A 15,758-nucleotide genomic window follows, 5' to 3' on the forward strand; every position below is an offset into this window, starting at 1 on the left:
TATGACTTTGCATTTTAGTGTTCTCGCGAGCGGGAGTACGGGAAATGCGATCTACGTAGAGAATGGGGAACATTCTTTTCTGGTTGACGCAGGACTGAGCGGGAAGCAGATGGAGTTGCTTTTCAAGGAAATCGGGCGCGATATAAAGGATTTGTCTGGACTTTTTGTGACACACGAACACAGCGACCATATTAAAGGAATTGGCATCCTTGCCCGAAAGCATAAGCTGCCCGTGTATGCGAATGAAAAAACATGGAAGGCGATGGACGGTTTGATCGGTGAGGTTCCGGTTGACCAGAAGTTCACTTTCGATATGGAAACGGTCAAAAGTTTCGGTTCCCTCGATATTGAATCATTCGGAGTTTCGCATGATGCCGCTGAGCCAATGTTTTATGTTTTTCACCATGAAGGGAAAAAGCTTGTGCTGGTAACTGACACTGGCTATGTAAGCGACAGGATGAAAGGAATTATCTCCAATGCTGATTCCTATGTGTTCGAAAGCAATCATGATGTCCAAATGCTGAGGATGGGCAGGTATCCATGGAATATTAAGCGCAGGATATTGAGCGATGTTGGCCATGTATCGAATGAAGATGCCGCACTCGCGATGAGTGAGGTAGCAGGTGATCGTACGAAGAGCTTTTACCTTGCCCATCTCAGCCTCGATAATAATATGAAGGATCTTGCAAGAATGTCTGTCCAGCAAACGCTGGAAAGCAAGGGCATCATCATCGGGGAACAGTTTAGCCTCTATGATACCGATCCAAAGATCCCTACCGCTCTTACAGCAGTCTAGCAGGCTCGCGGGAAGGCGAAAGGGTTTTCGGTAGATTTTTGCTGATATCATTGTATAATGTGGTTAAGAAGAGAGTAATCTACAGTCGTTGTTTACAATGAAAGGGCTGATATAATTTGGGTTATTATGATCAAGAGGACCAAAACCGCTCACAGCGGCAAAAAGGAAAAAAGGGCGGCATCTTTTTGGCGGGTCTTGGCGGCGCGCTGGTTGGCGGCCTTCTAGTGATATCTTCCATTCCAACACTATCTAACATGGATTTTCTTCCGTATGATGTAGTGCCGGATAATCAGTCAGCAGTTGTCCCAAAGGACAAACAAAAAAATGGAACATCTCAAAATGTTTCTCTTAACGTGCAAACTGACATTACGAAGGCAGTGGACAAAGCTGCACCTGCTGTCGTAGGCATTACAAATATCCAGCAATCTAATTTTTGGGAAGAAGGCGCACAGGAAGGGGCAGGTGCTACCGGCTCTGGTGTTATCTATAAAAAGGAAGGCAACAAAGCCTTTGTTGTCACGAACCACCACGTAATCGAAGGTGCGGCCAAGCTTGAAGTTACCCTGAAAGACGGGACAAAACTACCTGCGAAGCTGCGCGGCAGCGACCGTTGGACCGATCTTGCCGTTTTGGAAGTGGCAGGCGATAAAGTAAAGACGGCCGTGGAATTTGGTGATTCAGAAGCTTTGAAGGCAGGCGAACCTGTCATTGCAATCGGCAATCCGCTTGGATCGACGTTTTCAGGTTCAGTCACCCAGGGGATTATTTCCGGACTACAACGGACCATTCCGGTTGATATCGACCAGGATGGCGTTCCTGACTGGCAAGCTGAGGTTATCCAGACAGATGCAGCGATCAATCCTGGAAACAGCGGCGGCGCATTGATCAATATTGCCGGCCAGCTTGTCGGGATTAATTCCATGAAGATTGCCGAGCAGGCTGTCGAAGGTATTGGCCTCTCCATACCAATTAATTACGCCCAGCCGATTATTGATGACCTTGAGAAGTTTGGCGATGTCAAACGCCCTTACATGGGTGTCGATATGCGTGCTGTGAACGAAATCCCCGCCTTCTATCAGCAGGAAGCATTGAAGCTGCCGAAGGATGTTGACTACGGGGTCGCCTTGAGGAGCATTGTGCCAGGATCACCGGCGGACAAAGCAGGCCTCAAGGAGCTCGATGTTATTGTAGAGATGGATGGCGAGAAAATGAATGATGTCATTGATCTGCGTAAGCATCTGTACAATAAAAAGAAAATCGGCGATAAGCTTGAGATTAAGTACTACCGTGAAGGTAAGCTGAATAAAACCACAATGACGCTTGTCGAGAATGTCGAGTAGGCAGTCTGTGGATAAAGGCAGGGGGCAAAGGCTCCCTGTTTTTTTGTGGATATCCGCAGGTTACGGAGATAATAACAGTGAAGGTTTATGTTAAAATGATTGTGGATAATTTAATTTATGAAAAAGCGGTTTGGATCAGGGCGAAATGAAAATTATAAATGAATGAAAAGGAGGAGGAAGAAATGAAGTATTGCTGCGAAGAACATGTCGAATTGGCGCTGGATGAAGCGGTAGATGAGTATGAAACAGCTCCAAAGCTTGAGAAAATCAAGGACGTGGACAACGAGAACGCCACTTGTGGATATTGTGGACAAGCTGCTGTATATATTGTGGCGAACGGATGATCGCATACCAAATGTGGATAGCGATGTGAATATGTGGATAACTTCTGTGGATAACGTGTTTGTAAACTGTTTGTAAAGTGGGGACGACTTGTGAATATCTCAATCGTTACGGTTGGAAAGTTAAAAGAAAAGTATTTAAAGCAAGGAATCGATGAATATTTAAAGAGACTCAGCGGCTATGCGAAGGTGGAAATCATCGAAGTCTCGGATGAAAAAGCGCCAGAAGAGCTGAGCGAAACGGAAATGGAGCAGGTCAAAAATAAAGAAGGAGAGCGAATCCTGGCAAAAGTCTCCCCGGATGCTCATGTCATCGCCCTGGCGATCAACGGAAAGCAAAAGACATCGGAAGAACTAGCAGAAAGCCTCGACAAACTTGCTACATACGGCAAAAGCAAAGTCGCCTTCATCATCGGCGGCTCCCTCGGCCTAAGCGCCCAAGTCCTCAACCGGGCCAACGAGCACCTCAGTTTCTCCAAAATGACCTACCCCCACCAGCTCATGCGCCTCATTCTTGTGGAGCAAGTCTATCGGGCTTTTAGGATTAATCGGGGGGAACCGTATCATAAGTAAATGAGGTTTTTGCAAAAAAAGTAACAGCACCCTCTAATTTGATGGAGAGGTGCTGTTTTGTTATTTGAATGCCTAGATGAACACTTGTTGCATGAATGGTTGTTTTTGCTATTGCGATGAATTTAATTTTTTTTGCTCAATCAGGATTTTCTTATCCAAATGAAGAAAAAGAATGACCAAGTACAAAAAATGGCCGGATTCCTCCACTTGCGCTTTTGCTTACTTTAATATTCTCCTTTAATTACAAAATACGAGCCCCGAATTGTTCCAGCTAGTTTCGACTTCTGCCTAGCAAACTTAAACTTCCCTTCTAGCTCCTTTGGTACCTCCATCCCCTCAGAAAGCTTAAAACCAACGGCCCGCTTCTTAGGGTCATCAACTGTATACATAACGTTGACCGCAAGACCATCCTCATAAAAGACGTAGGCAAATTTGATATTTTCCACTTGAAAACGCGACGTTTCTAAAGGTTTGGCCGCAAACTCAATATCACGTTCTTCTTTCAAAATTCGGTTCACATAATCAAGGGTCTCGCAGGTCTCGCTAGCTGGTACAACCGTAAATTCATGCTTGTATTTGTTCATAAAGTAACGGGCTTCATTAGCACGTAAACCAGCAAGCGCTTCTACTACAGATGAAGGCTCTAAACCAACTGTAGAAACATTTTTAAAATCAACGGTATAGGACAATTCCATCTCTCCTTATATTTCTTTATTTCCTAACAACCGGAATCCACATTTCACCAAATACTAAGCTGTTTCGCTGCCCCATCTCAACCGACGTATTTGGTCCGCCAACATAGGCAAAATTCTTTGCTTCTGGCAAGACTTGACTAAAGGCAATACCAGTAAGCATATTACTCAATTCACCAGCCGTCGCTGCTTCCCCTTTTACAACCAGGTATTCTCCTTTAGGAAATTGAATCACTCTGGATGCTTCTGGTAATGATGCCTCTGTCATGACGCCAGCATAATGCATCATCTTGTTATTCACGGCTTCATTTACGGTAAAAATGTAGTCATTTGTGGCTACGGCTTTTAACATGTTAAGCCTTCCATCTTGGCTGACGGCCTGCCAAAAGTCTGCCTTTTCCTTGTTTATTCCAGCATAGTCTGTGTAATCGCTCTTAAGCTCAGTTCCAATACCTAAAACGGTAAAACTGTCTTTTTCTTCAAGGGTATAATTTTCCATATTCAAAACCTTCCTCTTTTTTAAATTAATCAAATGATTTGTCTTTTCACTTGATGAGTTTATAATAGCCTTAAATCATGTCAAAAAATGATACTGTTTAGGAGGTCCCGATGAAAAAAGTTGAACGGATTAATATCATCATGCGGTATATCAACAACCGCGCCCACTTTACAATTTCTGAAATCATGCAAGAATTTAACATCTCACGTTCGACAGCTATTAGAGATATCAGAGAAATTGAGGCAATGGGGATGCCACTTGTCGCTGAAGTTGGAAGGGATGGGGGGTATTTTGTCATGCATAACTCTGTCCTGCCCGTTGTCCGCTTTACCGATAATGAGGTCAAAGCTCTTTTTATTGCCTTTATGGCCACAAGAAATCAACAACTCCCCTATCTAAAGAGTCGTCATTCGTTATCTGAAAAATTATTAGGCCTCCTCTCAAAGAACCAGCAAGATGACCTTGTTCTTTTAAATCAAATCTTGCTTTTTGAAGGGACCAACCCCAATAATCCTGACCTGCTTGATCTTTCAGACCTCCCCCATCCCATGTTAGAAAAACTCATCCAAATCCTTCTTTTGGATAGCTATTTATTGATTACCATCAAAGAAGAGAAGGTAATAAAGTCTTATCCAATTTATCTTTTGCACCTTTATCGTGAAAAAAGCCTTTGGCTGATTGAAGGCTTTGACTTGAAGGAAGAAAAGAAGCAGATTTTTCCTGTCGACAATCTCACCAATGTCGAACTGTACCCGACGAAAAAAAGATTAAGTAGGAAAAAGATTTTCGAAAAACTAAGTAAGCAGGAAGAAGTAATCAACCTTGTCCTTGAACTTGGTCCAAAAGCGATTGCCCAGTTCAAAAAATACCATCCTTTAAAAGTTTCAATTTCCTATACGAATCCTTACCAAACCACAGCCATTCTAAAGACTTTTATCAATGTTAATAACCCCGAAGAATTGACCGAAATAACAAATTGGCTACTTTTCCTAGGTGGGGATATCAAGGCCAGGGAAGTTCCAGAAGAAGTCTTAGAAGGTTTACAAGAGAGAGTATGCTTATTCTGCCCATAAGCAGTGCCAGTTAAAACCCAAATAATTTTGAGCTTGGCCAGTTGCCAGTTACCCTTTATTTTCTCACACCCAGAAAAGATAAGGATTTCTGAATGTTGTAAATACTTTAAAAGGGTAATAGCATTTTTATACAGTACTGTTCTTTATTGAATTTCTATTAAATTCATTTTGGTAAATAAAGGTTAAACCTCATTTAGATGTGTTACGGTGAACCGTACCATAAGTAAATGAGGTTTTTTGTCATTAAATTCAAACAAAGAAACAAAGGGTGAAAGTCCTTTGTTTTTTTGTTTTTCAGTCTTTATTTAGTACTTTCCTCGCTAGTGGAATTTTATTGAAACTAAAAGAGATGCCGCAAGGTATTGAAAAGGATTGTTTCACCCTGAATAAAAACTTCTCCCTAAAATTCATTTAAGGTGAAGAAGATAACAGCTGCCAATAATTAATAGTTCATAATTTATTCATAAATAATGTGAAATAATCCACAAACATGATGTTGAACCAACGTTGTTACCGTAACAATAGTAAAACCAATATTAATAGAGAAAATAAAACTATTTTTTGATTTAATTGTGAAGTATTTTACAGTATGAATCATTGTTTTTTATTAGTTGGTAATAATAAAAAGGATTCATTATTAACTGGGAGTTGAACAGCATGAATGTATGGGAGCAAGTATATAATCCATTGAGTAACATTTGGTTGTCAGCTATAATAGCTGCCATTCCAATCCTCTTTTTTATTGTAATGCTGACAGTTTTTAAATTAAAAGGGTATATTGCAGGACTCTACAGCATAATTGTAGCAGGAATTGTTGCAGTCTTTATTTATAAGATGCCTATTATTTTAGTTCTGATGTCTGCTGTATATGGCGCTTTAGCCGGTATATGGCCGGTAGCATCAATTGTGTTTGCTGCCATTTACCTTTATAAAATAACCGAAAAAACAGGCAAATTTGCAATTATAGAAAATAGTATATCTTCTATAACAGCCGACCAAAGATTGCAAGCTCTTATTGTTGCCTTTTCATTCGGAGCATTTTTGGAAGGAGCTGCAGGATTTGGAGCACCTGTTGCGATAACAGCAGCCATTTTAGTAGGACTTGGATTTAGTCCTATATATGCAGCAAGTCTTTGTTTGATTTCAAACATTGCTGGGGGTGCATATGGAGCAATGGGTATTCCAGTAACTGTCCCCTCACTCCTTACAGGTTTAGATGCTCTTGTTGTTGGAAGGTATACGGCATTAGTCATTCCCATATTAAGTATTGTAGTTGCATTCTTACTAATATTTATCATTGATGGGTTGAAAGGGATTAGACAAACATTCCCGGCAGTTTTAGTCAGCGGTGTTTCATTTGCAATTACACAGGCAATGGTTCTAACTTTCTTAGGTGCAGAACTAGCAGACATCTTTGCTGCAATTGTGAGCTTAGTTGCACTAGCGCTTTTTTTACAGGTATGGAAACCGAAAGAGATTTTCCGTGTAAATAAAGTGAAGACGGTTGATAGGCAGGTTAAGTACTCTTTTGGGAAAATTGCTTATGCTTGGATGCCTTTTGTATTTTTAACCCTATGTGTTACTTTGTTTAATTTACCATTTTTCAAAAATTTATTTATACCTGGCGGCCCTTTAGAAAAGTTAGTCTTATTGCTGCCCATTCCAGGATTAAACAACACAGTCATCAAACATGCACCAATAGTTCCACAAGATACACCATATGCTGCAGTATTTAAATTAGATTTATTTTCATCTACTACAACAGCAATTATCCTTACAATCATTTTCGCAAGCATTCTCTTTCGCTGCAGCAGTAAGTTACTGTTGGACACTACAAAAGAAACTGCAAAAGAATTATTGTCACCAGTCCTAACCATTTGTAGTGTACTTGCTTTTGCTTACATTTGTACTTACTCTGGTATGTCATCAACACTCGGTTTAGCATTTGCTTCAACAGGTGCAGTATTTCCATTATTCTCGCCAGTGCTAGGATGGTTAGGAGTATTTTTAACAGGCAGTGTTGTAAACAGCGGTTCCTTATTTGCGCCACTTCAATCTGTCACTGCTTCACAAATTGGCATAGCACCTGAAACAATGGTTGCTGTCAATGTAATGGGGGGTACAATGGCTAAAATGATTTCGCCTCAATCTATCGCTGTTGCAGCCGCAGCAGTTGGAATAGCAGGAAAAGAAAGTGAATTATTTAAAGTGACAATTAAATATAGCATAGGCTTACTTGTAATAATTGGAATAATCAGCTGGTTAATATTCTAAATTTTTTTCACTCAAAGGGAGATTTATGATTATGAATAAAGAAAAAGTAAATCGAGTTGTACTAGTTGAAACAGGTGCTGTAGGTTGCAGTTTTGCGTATTCATTGATTAACCAGGGAGTAGCTGAGGAATTAGTCCTCATTGATGTAAATGAAGCAAAATCTGAAGGTGAAGCGATTGATCTTAATCATGGAATGCCGTTCGCACCTTCACCAATAAACGTATGAAGTGGATCATATCAAGATTGTGAAAGTGCGGATTTAGTTGTTATTACTGCAGGTTTGGCACAAAAGCCAGGTGAAACACGATTAGAATTAGTTGAAAAAAACACGAAAATATTTAAACAAATTGTAAAAAGCATTATGGAAAATAGATTCAATGGAATCTTCTTAGTGGCAACAAATCCAGTAGATATCTTAACGTATGTAACGTGGAAAGAATCAGGATTACCAAAAGAACGTGTAATCGGTTCAGGGACGGTATTAGACTCTGCACGGCTAAGGTTTGCACTAGGGAAGTACTTCAATGTTGATACAAGAAATGTTCATGCAGCTATTATTGGTGAACATGGAGATACAGAGCTTCCTGTTTGGAGCCATGCCATGATTGGAATTGAGCATGTCGATACGGTTTTGGAACGGAAGGGAGATTTAAAAAAAGAATGTCTAGATGACATTTTTGTTAACGTCCGTGATGCTGCTTATCAGATTATTGAGCGAAAAGGTGCAACGTATTATGGAATAGGAATGTCACTTGTTCGGATTACAAAAGCAATTCTTAATAATGAAAACAGCATCCTGACAGTATCTGCCTTTCTAAACGGAGAATATGGACAAAAGGATGTGTATATTGGAGTACCAGCTGTAATTAACCGTGCTGGCATCCGAGAAGTAGTTGAAATTGAGCTAAATGAAAAGGAAAAAGAACAATTTAACCATTCCGTTTCAGTGCTAAAAGAAACGATGAGCCTGTAATTTAATGAATTGAAGTAAAGCCACTTTCAATTAAGTTAAGATATACGATCACAGTATTACTAAAGGGGAAATTTATATTAGATATAACCTCATTTAGATACATCACGGTGAACCGTATCATAAGTAAATGAGGTTTTTTTACACTAGGAATTAAAATACGGAGAATAGAAAATAAGGAACCAGTTTAGGAGCTATTCTAAGCTGGTTCCTTTCTTGGGTTATTGAACAGCAGTTTTTTTATCGCTCGATGGCCAAAAAAAACCGATAAACGCACCAACTAGAGCTGGTAAAATCCAGCCAAACCCAATATCGTAAAGTGGTAAATAATCCATGTAGAATAATTTAATGGATTCGAATAAGGGGAGAGACGCTCCTGGTAAACTGCCGACAAACGCGCTGTAACCGTCAAAGAAACTTACACAAAAAGTAAAGAATATTGTGGTTGCGTAAACACTCTGCTTATGGCCGAATAAAGATGAACAAAGGGCTAATAAGATCAGAACAATGGCTAAAGGATACATAAACATTAATACGGGTACCGCATATTGAATGATATTGTTTAGACCGAAGTTGGCAATGAAAAATGACATAAGACATAGTACTAGAACGTACAATTTATAGCTTATTTTTGGAAATATATGATTAAAAAACTCGCTGCAAGCCGTAATAAGTCCGATGCTCGTTTTTAAACAAGCTAGAACGATAATAATTGCTAATAAAATGGAGCCGAATGATCCGAAATAATGCTGAGCCACTGCAGCAAAGATTAAACCGCCGTTATCGTATGTCCCGATGGCCGACACGCTCGATGCCCCCATATAGGTAATGAGTCCATAAATCAGCATCATCAGTACCATGGCGAAAATGCCTGATTTCCAAGTGGTTTTCGCGATCTCTTTCGGATTGGTGATGCCTTGTCCCTTAATCGCCTGGATGACAACAATGCCGAATGCGAGTGACGCAAGAGCATCCATCGTGTTATACCCTTCTTTAAAGCCCGTTATAAAGGCTAAGTCGCTATAGTCACCAGTTGGCTTACCGAAGTGCCCCATCGGTTTGACGATGGCAATGACAATTAAGATGAATAAAAACACTAAAAACGCAGGGGTTAAATATTTGCCGATATAGTCGATAATTTTTGCTGGATTCAAAGAGAAAAAATAGACGATGGCAAAAAACACTAAGCTAAAGAGCCCGAGATATAAACTGCCATGTACTGGATTGATATACGGTTCAAAACCGACTACGAAAGGTACCGTTGCTGTCCGTGGAATCGCAAAAAACGGTCCAATGGTTAAGTAAAGTGCCACTGAGAAGACGACTCCAAATAGTGGATGGACTAGACCTGCTAAATTACGTAATCCATTACTCCCAGATAAACCAAATGCTAAAATCCCCATGAAAGGCAGTCCGATTGCAGTTATAAGGAAGCCAATTAATGCCGGCCAAAAATTCGTGCCAGCGAGTTGCCCCATTTTAATCGGAAAAATTAAATTTCCCGCACCGAAGAACATTCCGAATAGCATCGTACCAATGATGGCATAGGTAGAAAATGATATTTTTTGTTGCATACTTGTGCTCCTTCTAGTTGTTTTGGACAAAAAAAATACACCTGCCAAATACATTGAAAAAAATGCAGACACGTGGTAAATTTATATAGATATGCACAAACATTTTACTTAAGTGTATATTATCCCTATCTTAATTATACAGGATATTTATTCATTAGTCAACTCTTAAATTTTTTCGAGGAGTGAATGTTATGAATGTAGATTTCCAACAAGAACAAAAACGATTGAATGGTGTCATGAAAGTAATTACAGAGCAAATACTTCAACTGGAATCGGAAACGTCGGAGCTCCGAAACGAAGTGGTAAATATTCGCAAGCATTTTTGGGATGAAATCAAAGTGAATACAGATACATTTGATGATTTTCTAGAAACTGTTATTAGCTTAAGACAAGAAGCACAAGCGTTGTCCGTCAGCCAAAGTACGCATAGTCGCGTAGCAAAGCGATTAGCTACGTTACGCCGCATGCAGACAGTGCCTTATTTCGGACGAATTGATTTTCTTGAAGAGGGATATGCAGCGCAGGAACAAATCTATATTGGCATTTCTTCTCTTATGGATGCAAGTGGAGAGGACTTCCTCATTTATGATTGGAGAGCGCCGATTTCAAGCGTATACTATGATTACGAGCCAGGTGCTGCACAGTATACAACACCTGGGGGCAAGATTTACGGAAAGCTAGAGAAAAAGTGGCAATATGTTATTCGTGACGGTGAACTCCAATCTATGTTCGATACGAGCCTCACGATTGGTGATGATATTTTGCAACAGGTGCTCGGAAAAGGCACGGATAAGTATATGCAAAGTATCGTAGCAACTATTCAACAGGAGCAAAATCGTATTATTCGCCATGATCAAGGGCGTTTGCTTGTTGTGCATGGTGCAGCTGGCAGTGGTAAAACATCTGCAGCGCTTCAGAGAATAGCATTTTTATTATATAAATATCGTGATCGTTTAAAAGCGGACCAAATTATATTATTTTCGCCGAACGCTATGTTTAATAGCTATGTTTCCAACGTGCTACCAGAGCTTGGTGAAGAAAATATGCAGCAGGTTACATTTCAGGAATATTTGGATCATCGTTTGAGTAAAGAATTCCAAATAGAAAATCCATTTGACCAATTGGAGTATGTGTTAACGGCAGCGAATACCTCTTCGTATGATGCAAGGGTTAAAGGTATCCAATTTAAAGCATCTGGTCGTTTTTTTGAGGTGATCAAATTATACAGAGAAGCATTAGAAAAATCAGACATGCTATTCAAAGATGTAAAGTTCAGAGGGAAAATAATAGTTTCGGCGCAACAATTAGCAGAGAAATTTTATAGTGGCGATATTTCATTCGACTTTCATAGCAGACTGGAAAAGCTAAAGGATTGGCTAATGAATCAAATAAAAGAAATAGAAAAGATAGAACGTAGGCAGTCGTGGGTAGAGGAGGAAATCGAGCTACTTAGCAATGAGGCTTATCATAAAATTCACAAGTATTTAGCGGAGAAAAATGGCTTTGAGCGAGAAGAGCTGGCTGATTATGAGATGGATCATGAAGCGCTTATTCGAGTAATCGTTCGCCAAAAATTGAAGCCATTAAGAAAACAAATTCAAGCGCTCGACTTTATTGATATAGAAGGGATATATAAGCAGCTTTTTGCAGACTTATTATTGATTCAACAGTGGTTAGAAGGAGAAGTACCTGAGGAGTGGGTAGAGATTTGCCAAGCTACACTTCAAATGCTAGAAGCGGGTAAACTGTATTATGAAGATGCGACGCCATTTTTATTGTTGCAGGAATTGATTCAAGGCTTTCAAACGAATCGTTCGATAAAGCATATCTTCATTGATGAAGCTCAGGATTATTCACCATTTCAATTTGAGTTTTTAAAGCGGTTGTTTCCTTCTGCAAAGATGACAGTACTAGGTGATTTTAATCAAGCCATTTTTGCCCATGCGAGTGAAGTAGTAGATTTCCAAGTTCTTAACCACTTATACGGAGAGGATCAAACAGAGGTAATCAACATAACGCGTAGTTATCGTTCGACGAAGCCGATTATCGAATTTACACGTAGTCTCATTGTGAATGGTGAAAAAATTATTCCATTTGAACGTGCTGGTGAGCTGCCAGTACTGACACAAGTGAAGAATCATACAGAATTGCACCGTTGCATTATGTCTAAAGTGGCGGCATTGCAAAGTCAAGGCTATAAAAGTATTGCGATCATTTGTAAATCAGCGGAGGAAAGTAAGGCCGCATTTGAGGCCTTGGCCAAAATCGACGATATCAAGCTCTTGAAATATGGCTCAGCAGAATATGAACAAGGGGTTGTGGTTATCCCTTCTTATTTAGCAAAGGGGATCGAATTCGAAGCGGTCATTATTTATAATGTATCTGCGCAAATATATGGTGACGATAGCTTGCGTAGAATTTTATACACGGCCTGTACGAGAGCGATGCATGAACTGCAGCTTTATAGCGTAGGAAAACCGAGCCTATTTATGCAAAAGGCGTTGCAGGAAAATTTCATCTGTATTAAGTCGAATTTCTAATTTTGGGTATAGTGAAAAGAGTAAACAACAAAGAGAATAGGAGCGTTCATGATGCAAAAGAAGCCGATATGTATAAGATTTTAAAAGAATTATACATTAAGGTGGGTAAAGATTTAGAGGTAAATTATGCTACAGAAGATAGTTTGGGCATATACGGAGTACAAGGAAATATGGTAGTTAGTGATGAGTGTATAGTGAAATAGACTTAAAAGTGAAGCACCATGTAGCTTCATTTTTTTTTGTCCTCTTAAAGACAGACCATAAGAGCAAGAATGAGGACGAAATGGATTTCAATTACTTGTTAAAATGGGTCCAATAACATTAGGAGGAAATAAAATGAACAAGATTCAGAAATTCAATGAGTTGCATTCTTCAAAGGAAATATTATTTCTAGGAAACGCCTGGAATTTGCTTTCCGCCTTAACGCTTGAAAAAGCAGGTTTCAAAGCAATTGGTACGACCAGTTGGGGAATTGCTAACTCACTAGGATATGCAGATGGAGAATTGATTGATTTTGACAGACATTTAGAAATCATCAAAACCATAGCAGGGAATGTGAAAATTCCTGTTTCCGCTGATATTGAAGCAGGCTATGGAGAAGATATCCAAACGATTGTTGATCATGTTTTAAAGACAGCTGATGTAGGGGTTGCAGGAATCAATATTGAGGATTCGTTTAAAAAACAAAAAGGATTAAAAGAGATAACTTGGCACTGTGAACTTTTAACAAATATCAGAGCAGCGTTAGATCATAATGGCTATAAAGATTTTTATATTAATGCCAGAATTGATACTTATTTACAAAAGCAAAATCCTCTATTTGAAACAATTGAACGAGCAAAAGCGTATGTTGAGAGTGGTGCAAGCGGGATTTTTGTTCCTGGTTTAATAGAGCATGATGAGATTAAAGAAATCACAATGGATGTAAGTGCTCCACTAAATGTATTGTCTTTACGTGGACTAACGAATTGTACTAAGCTTAAAGAATTAGGAGTGAGACGTTTTAGTTTTGGAAATGCCCTATCTGATAAGGTGATTGCTTATTTAGAAAAGAATGTTGGTGAATTAGTAGAGTTTATGGATACTTCCCATTTGTATGTGGACTAGCACTAGTACAGAAAGGATAGTGGAGTGTCATGGCTAATATCAATCTTTCATTCGAAGAGATGTGGGAGAAAATCATCGCGTGTGATCGTAAATATGATGGTCTATTTTTTACAGCAGTAAAAACAACGAAAATATACTGCCGTCCTTCCTGCAGATCAAGAAAGCCGAAAAAAATGAATGTAGAATTTTACTATGATATCACTGAAGTTGAAAAAGCCGGTTTTCGCGCTTGCAAAAGATGTCAGCCAGAAGTTGAGCAATCCCCGCATATTGAGGTTGTTAGAAATGTCATTGCATTCCTAATCAATCGTTATAAGCAAAATTTGATATTAAAAGATATAGCCGATCAAGTAGGTTTAAGTCCCTTTTATTTGGAACGCTTATTTAAACAAGAAACTTCTGAGACTCCACGTACTTATTTAGAAAAAATACGCATCGATAAAGCAGCTCACCTTCTTAAAAGCACACCCTTGACGAACCTTGAGATTTGCTATGAGGTGGGATTCCAGAGCCCTTCCAATTTTTATAAAGTGTTCCGAAGCTTAAAACACTGTTCACCTAGTGAATATCGAAAGGAGTACCTAAATGAATTGGATTGATCATGAATCTTATATGGAAATTTATCCTCCTAAGGAATTTAATTTTAAAGAGTGTTTAATTTTTTTAGACAGGTCTAACCTGGAAGTGCTTCATCAAATTAAAGAGGGGTCTGTATATAAACTAATAAAAGTTAAAGAATCTTTGATATTATGTAAGATTGGATTTATCAATAATGTCATAAAAGTTGAATTCCCAATAGGACCCCCATCCATTCATTTTCGCAAAAAAGCAGCAGAGTATATTTGGGAATGGTATGATTTGGATCAGGATTTAGGGGCATTTTATCAAGTAGCTAACCAGGATAAAGTTTTGAAGAATCTTGCTCATAAATATTATGGGTTACGTATTATGTGTATTCCAGATTTATTTGAGGCGTTAGTGTGGGCGATTATGGGACAGCAAATTAATTTAACATTTGCTTACACATTAAAGAAACGCTTCGTCGAACAATTTGGCGAAAGTCTGACATTCGAAGGAGACACGTTTTGGTTATTCCCCTCATTTGAAAAAATAGCTTTAATAAACGTAGATGATTTAAGGAAACTTCAATTTACTAGTAGGAAGGCAGAATATATTATTGACATTGCTAAGGCTATGATAAACGGCGAATTAACAAAAGAATTATTGCTCCAGAAAAAAGATGATCAACAAATACAATGGTCATTAATGAGGATAAGAGGTATCGGACCATGGACAGCAGATTATGTGATGATGAAATGCCTGCATTATACCTCTTCCTTCCCTGTTGCAGATGTCGGTCTTCATAATGCATTGAGGAATCTATTAGATCTTGAGAGGAAACCTACTATAGAAGAAATAGAAAAATATGCGGCAGATTGGGAAGGTTGGCAGGCGTATGCTACCTATTATCTTTGGAGGTCCTTATATGACAAAAATATATAAATTAGACTATGAATCACCGATTGGCGTGATAGAAATAATCGGTACTGATAAAGTGATCATTTCCATTATGTTCTCTGAGGAGAATAAAAAGGGGAATTTATTACATGCTGAAACTCCTCTGGTTTTAGTAGAATGCTATAACCAACTTGACGAATATTTTAAAGGAGATCGCCATGAATTTACATTCTCTTATCAATTTGAAGGGACTGACTTTCAAAAAACTGTATGGGAAGCTTTAAAAGAAATCCCCTACGGGGAAACGGGATCTTATAAGGATATTGCCGTTTCCATTGGGAATGAAAAAGCTATCAGAGCTGTAGGGAGTGCGAATGGAAAAAACAAGTTAAGCATTGTCATTCCTTGTCACAGAGTAATCAGTTCAAATGGGAAATTAACTGGTTATGCAGGAGGTCTGTGGAGAAAAGAGTGGCTGCTTCAACATGAGAAATCTTGTAACAAGGAACATAAGTAAATTT

At 39.0% G+C, this 15,758-nt stretch carries 15 protein-coding genes and 1 pseudogene; 13 read left to right on the forward strand and 3 right to left on the reverse strand.

Features of this window, described 5'->3' with window-relative positions:
• Window position 1 precedes the first annotated feature (1 nt).
• The 4 genes from D1970_RS06710 (at window position 2) to rlmH (ending at window position 3,050) form a co-directional block, all read left to right on the forward strand.
• On the forward strand, window positions 2-796 hold the full coding sequence (locus tag D1970_RS06710; RefSeq protein WP_119112120.1) for an MBL fold metallo-hydrolase: 795 nt from the start codon (window positions 2-4) through the stop codon (window positions 794-796).
• 116 nt (window positions 797-912) lie between these two features.
• Complete coding sequence (locus D1970_RS06715) at window positions 913-2,136, forward strand: S1C family serine protease (RefSeq protein ID WP_119112121.1); 1,224 nt, start codon at window positions 913-915, stop codon at window positions 2,134-2,136.
• Window positions 2,137-2,318: 182 nt separating this feature from the next.
• Window positions 2,319-2,480: a CxxH/CxxC protein gene (locus D1970_RS06720; protein ID WP_119112122.1), complete on the forward strand. Its 162-nt coding sequence runs from the start codon at window positions 2,319-2,321 to the stop codon at window positions 2,478-2,480.
• 90 nt (window positions 2,481-2,570) lie between these two features.
• Window positions 2,571-3,050 carry a 23S rRNA (pseudouridine(1915)-N(3))-methyltransferase RlmH gene (gene rlmH, locus D1970_RS06725; protein ID WP_119112123.1) on the forward strand — a complete coding sequence of 160 codons (480 nt, stop codon included), beginning with the start codon at window positions 2,571-2,573 and terminating at the stop codon, window positions 3,048-3,050.
• A 224-nt stretch (window positions 3,051-3,274) separates the two neighbouring features.
• Here the strand turns inward: rlmH and D1970_RS06730 are convergent, their stop codons facing one another.
• Both D1970_RS06730 and D1970_RS06735 read right to left on the reverse strand, forming a co-directional pair.
• On the reverse strand, window positions 3,275-3,739 hold the full coding sequence (locus D1970_RS06730; protein WP_119112124.1) for a DUF8821 family protein: 465 nt from the start codon (window positions 3,737-3,739) through the stop codon (window positions 3,275-3,277).
• A 22-nt stretch (window positions 3,740-3,761) separates the two neighbouring features.
• On the reverse strand, window positions 3,762-4,241 hold the full coding sequence (locus tag D1970_RS06735) for a GyrI-like domain-containing protein (protein ID WP_119112125.1): 480 nt from the start codon (window positions 4,239-4,241) through the stop codon (window positions 3,762-3,764).
• 110 nt (window positions 4,242-4,351) lie between these two features.
• On the opposite strand from D1970_RS06735, the gene D1970_RS06740 reads away from it, so the two are divergent.
• From D1970_RS06740 to D1970_RS06750, 3 genes and pseudogenes are all read left to right on the forward strand, one after another.
• Window positions 4,352-5,314 (forward strand): helix-turn-helix transcriptional regulator, encoded by a 963-nt coding sequence (locus D1970_RS06740; protein ID WP_119112126.1) that lies wholly within the window; start codon window positions 4,352-4,354, stop codon window positions 5,312-5,314.
• 657 nt (window positions 5,315-5,971) lie between these two features.
• Window positions 5,972-7,588, forward strand: a complete 1,617-nt coding sequence (locus D1970_RS06745) for a lactate permease LctP family transporter (RefSeq protein WP_119112127.1) — start codon at window positions 5,972-5,974, stop codon at window positions 7,586-7,588.
• Window positions 7,589-7,619: 31 nt separating this feature from the next.
• Window positions 7,620-8,561: pseudogene (locus D1970_RS06750) on the forward strand (L-lactate dehydrogenase).
• Between the two features lie 218 nt (window positions 8,562-8,779).
• On the opposite strand, the gene brnQ reads toward D1970_RS06750, so the two are convergent.
• A complete protein-coding gene (gene brnQ / locus D1970_RS06755) occupies window positions 8,780-10,132 on the reverse strand; it encodes a branched-chain amino acid transport system II carrier protein (RefSeq protein ID WP_119112128.1) in 1,353 nt (450 codons plus the stop codon).
• A gap of 191 nt (window positions 10,133-10,323) precedes the next feature.
• Here brnQ and helD point away from each other — a divergent pair, with 191 nt between their 5' ends.
• The 6 genes from helD (at window position 10,324) to D1970_RS06785 (ending at window position 15,754) form a co-directional block, all read left to right on the forward strand.
• On the forward strand, window positions 10,324-12,672 hold the full coding sequence (gene helD / locus D1970_RS06760) for an RNA polymerase recycling motor HelD (RefSeq protein WP_119112129.1): 2,349 nt from the start codon (window positions 10,324-10,326) through the stop codon (window positions 12,670-12,672).
• A gap of 11 nt (window positions 12,673-12,683) precedes the next feature.
• The gene (locus D1970_RS06765) at window positions 12,684-12,875 is read left to right on the forward strand and encodes a hypothetical protein (protein WP_142920997.1); all 192 of its coding nucleotides are present in this window, start codon (window positions 12,684-12,686) and stop codon (window positions 12,873-12,875) included.
• Between the two features lie 133 nt (window positions 12,876-13,008).
• Window positions 13,009-13,779 carry an isocitrate lyase/PEP mutase family protein gene (locus D1970_RS06770; RefSeq protein ID WP_119112131.1) on the forward strand — a complete coding sequence of 257 codons (771 nt, stop codon included), beginning with the start codon at window positions 13,009-13,011 and terminating at the stop codon, window positions 13,777-13,779.
• 29 nt (window positions 13,780-13,808) lie between these two features.
• The gene (locus D1970_RS06775; RefSeq protein WP_119112132.1) at window positions 13,809-14,378 is read left to right on the forward strand and encodes a bifunctional transcriptional activator/DNA repair enzyme AdaA; all 570 of its coding nucleotides are present in this window, start codon (window positions 13,809-13,811) and stop codon (window positions 14,376-14,378) included.
• Window positions 14,365-15,282, forward strand: a complete 918-nt coding sequence (locus D1970_RS06780; protein WP_119112133.1) for a DNA-3-methyladenine glycosylase family protein — start codon at window positions 14,365-14,367, stop codon at window positions 15,280-15,282. The genes D1970_RS06775 and D1970_RS06780 overlap by 14 nt, the downstream gene beginning before the upstream one ends.
• Window positions 15,266-15,754 (forward strand): methylated-DNA--[protein]-cysteine S-methyltransferase, encoded by a 489-nt coding sequence (locus D1970_RS06785; RefSeq protein ID WP_119112134.1) that lies wholly within the window; start codon window positions 15,266-15,268, stop codon window positions 15,752-15,754. The genes D1970_RS06780 and D1970_RS06785 overlap by 17 nt, the downstream gene beginning before the upstream one ends.
• The last annotated feature ends 4 nt before the right edge of the window (window positions 15,755-15,758 follow it).

It is taken from the genome of Mesobacillus zeae, assembly GCF_003570705.1.
GTDB lineage: Bacteria > Bacillota > Bacilli > Bacillales > Cytobacillaceae > Mesobacillus_C > Mesobacillus_C zeae.

Bases quoted from the DNA above. Each gene is read 5' to 3' on its own strand.
- D1970_RS06735 (WP_119112125.1), bottom strand. From the start codon at position 4,241: ATGGAAAATTATACCCTTGAAGAAAAAGACAGTTTTACCGTTTTAGGT.
- D1970_RS06770 (WP_119112131.1), top strand. From the start codon at position 13,009: ATGAACAAGATTCAGAAATTCAATGAGTTGCATTCTTCAAAGGAAATA.
- D1970_RS06720 (WP_119112122.1), top strand. From the start codon at position 2,319: ATGAAGTATTGCTGCGAAGAACATGTCGAATTGGCGCTGGATGAAGCG.
- D1970_RS06780 (WP_119112133.1), top strand. From the start codon at position 14,365: ATGAATTGGATTGATCATGAATCTTATATGGAAATTTATCCTCCTAAG.
- D1970_RS06775 (WP_119112132.1), top strand. From the start codon at position 13,809: ATGGCTAATATCAATCTTTCATTCGAAGAGATGTGGGAGAAAATCATC.
- brnQ (WP_119112128.1), bottom strand. From the start codon at position 10,132: ATGCAACAAAAAATATCATTTTCTACCTATGCCATCATTGGTACGATG.
- D1970_RS06745 (WP_119112127.1), top strand. From the start codon at position 5,972: ATGAATGTATGGGAGCAAGTATATAATCCATTGAGTAACATTTGGTTG.
- helD (WP_119112129.1), top strand. From the start codon at position 10,324: ATGAATGTAGATTTCCAACAAGAACAAAAACGATTGAATGGTGTCATG.
- D1970_RS06710 (WP_119112120.1), top strand. From the start codon at position 2: ATGACTTTGCATTTTAGTGTTCTCGCGAGCGGGAGTACGGGAAATGCG.
- D1970_RS06740 (WP_119112126.1), top strand. From the start codon at position 4,352: ATGAAAAAAGTTGAACGGATTAATATCATCATGCGGTATATCAACAAC.
- D1970_RS06785 (WP_119112134.1), top strand. From the start codon at position 15,266: ATGACAAAAATATATAAATTAGACTATGAATCACCGATTGGCGTGATA.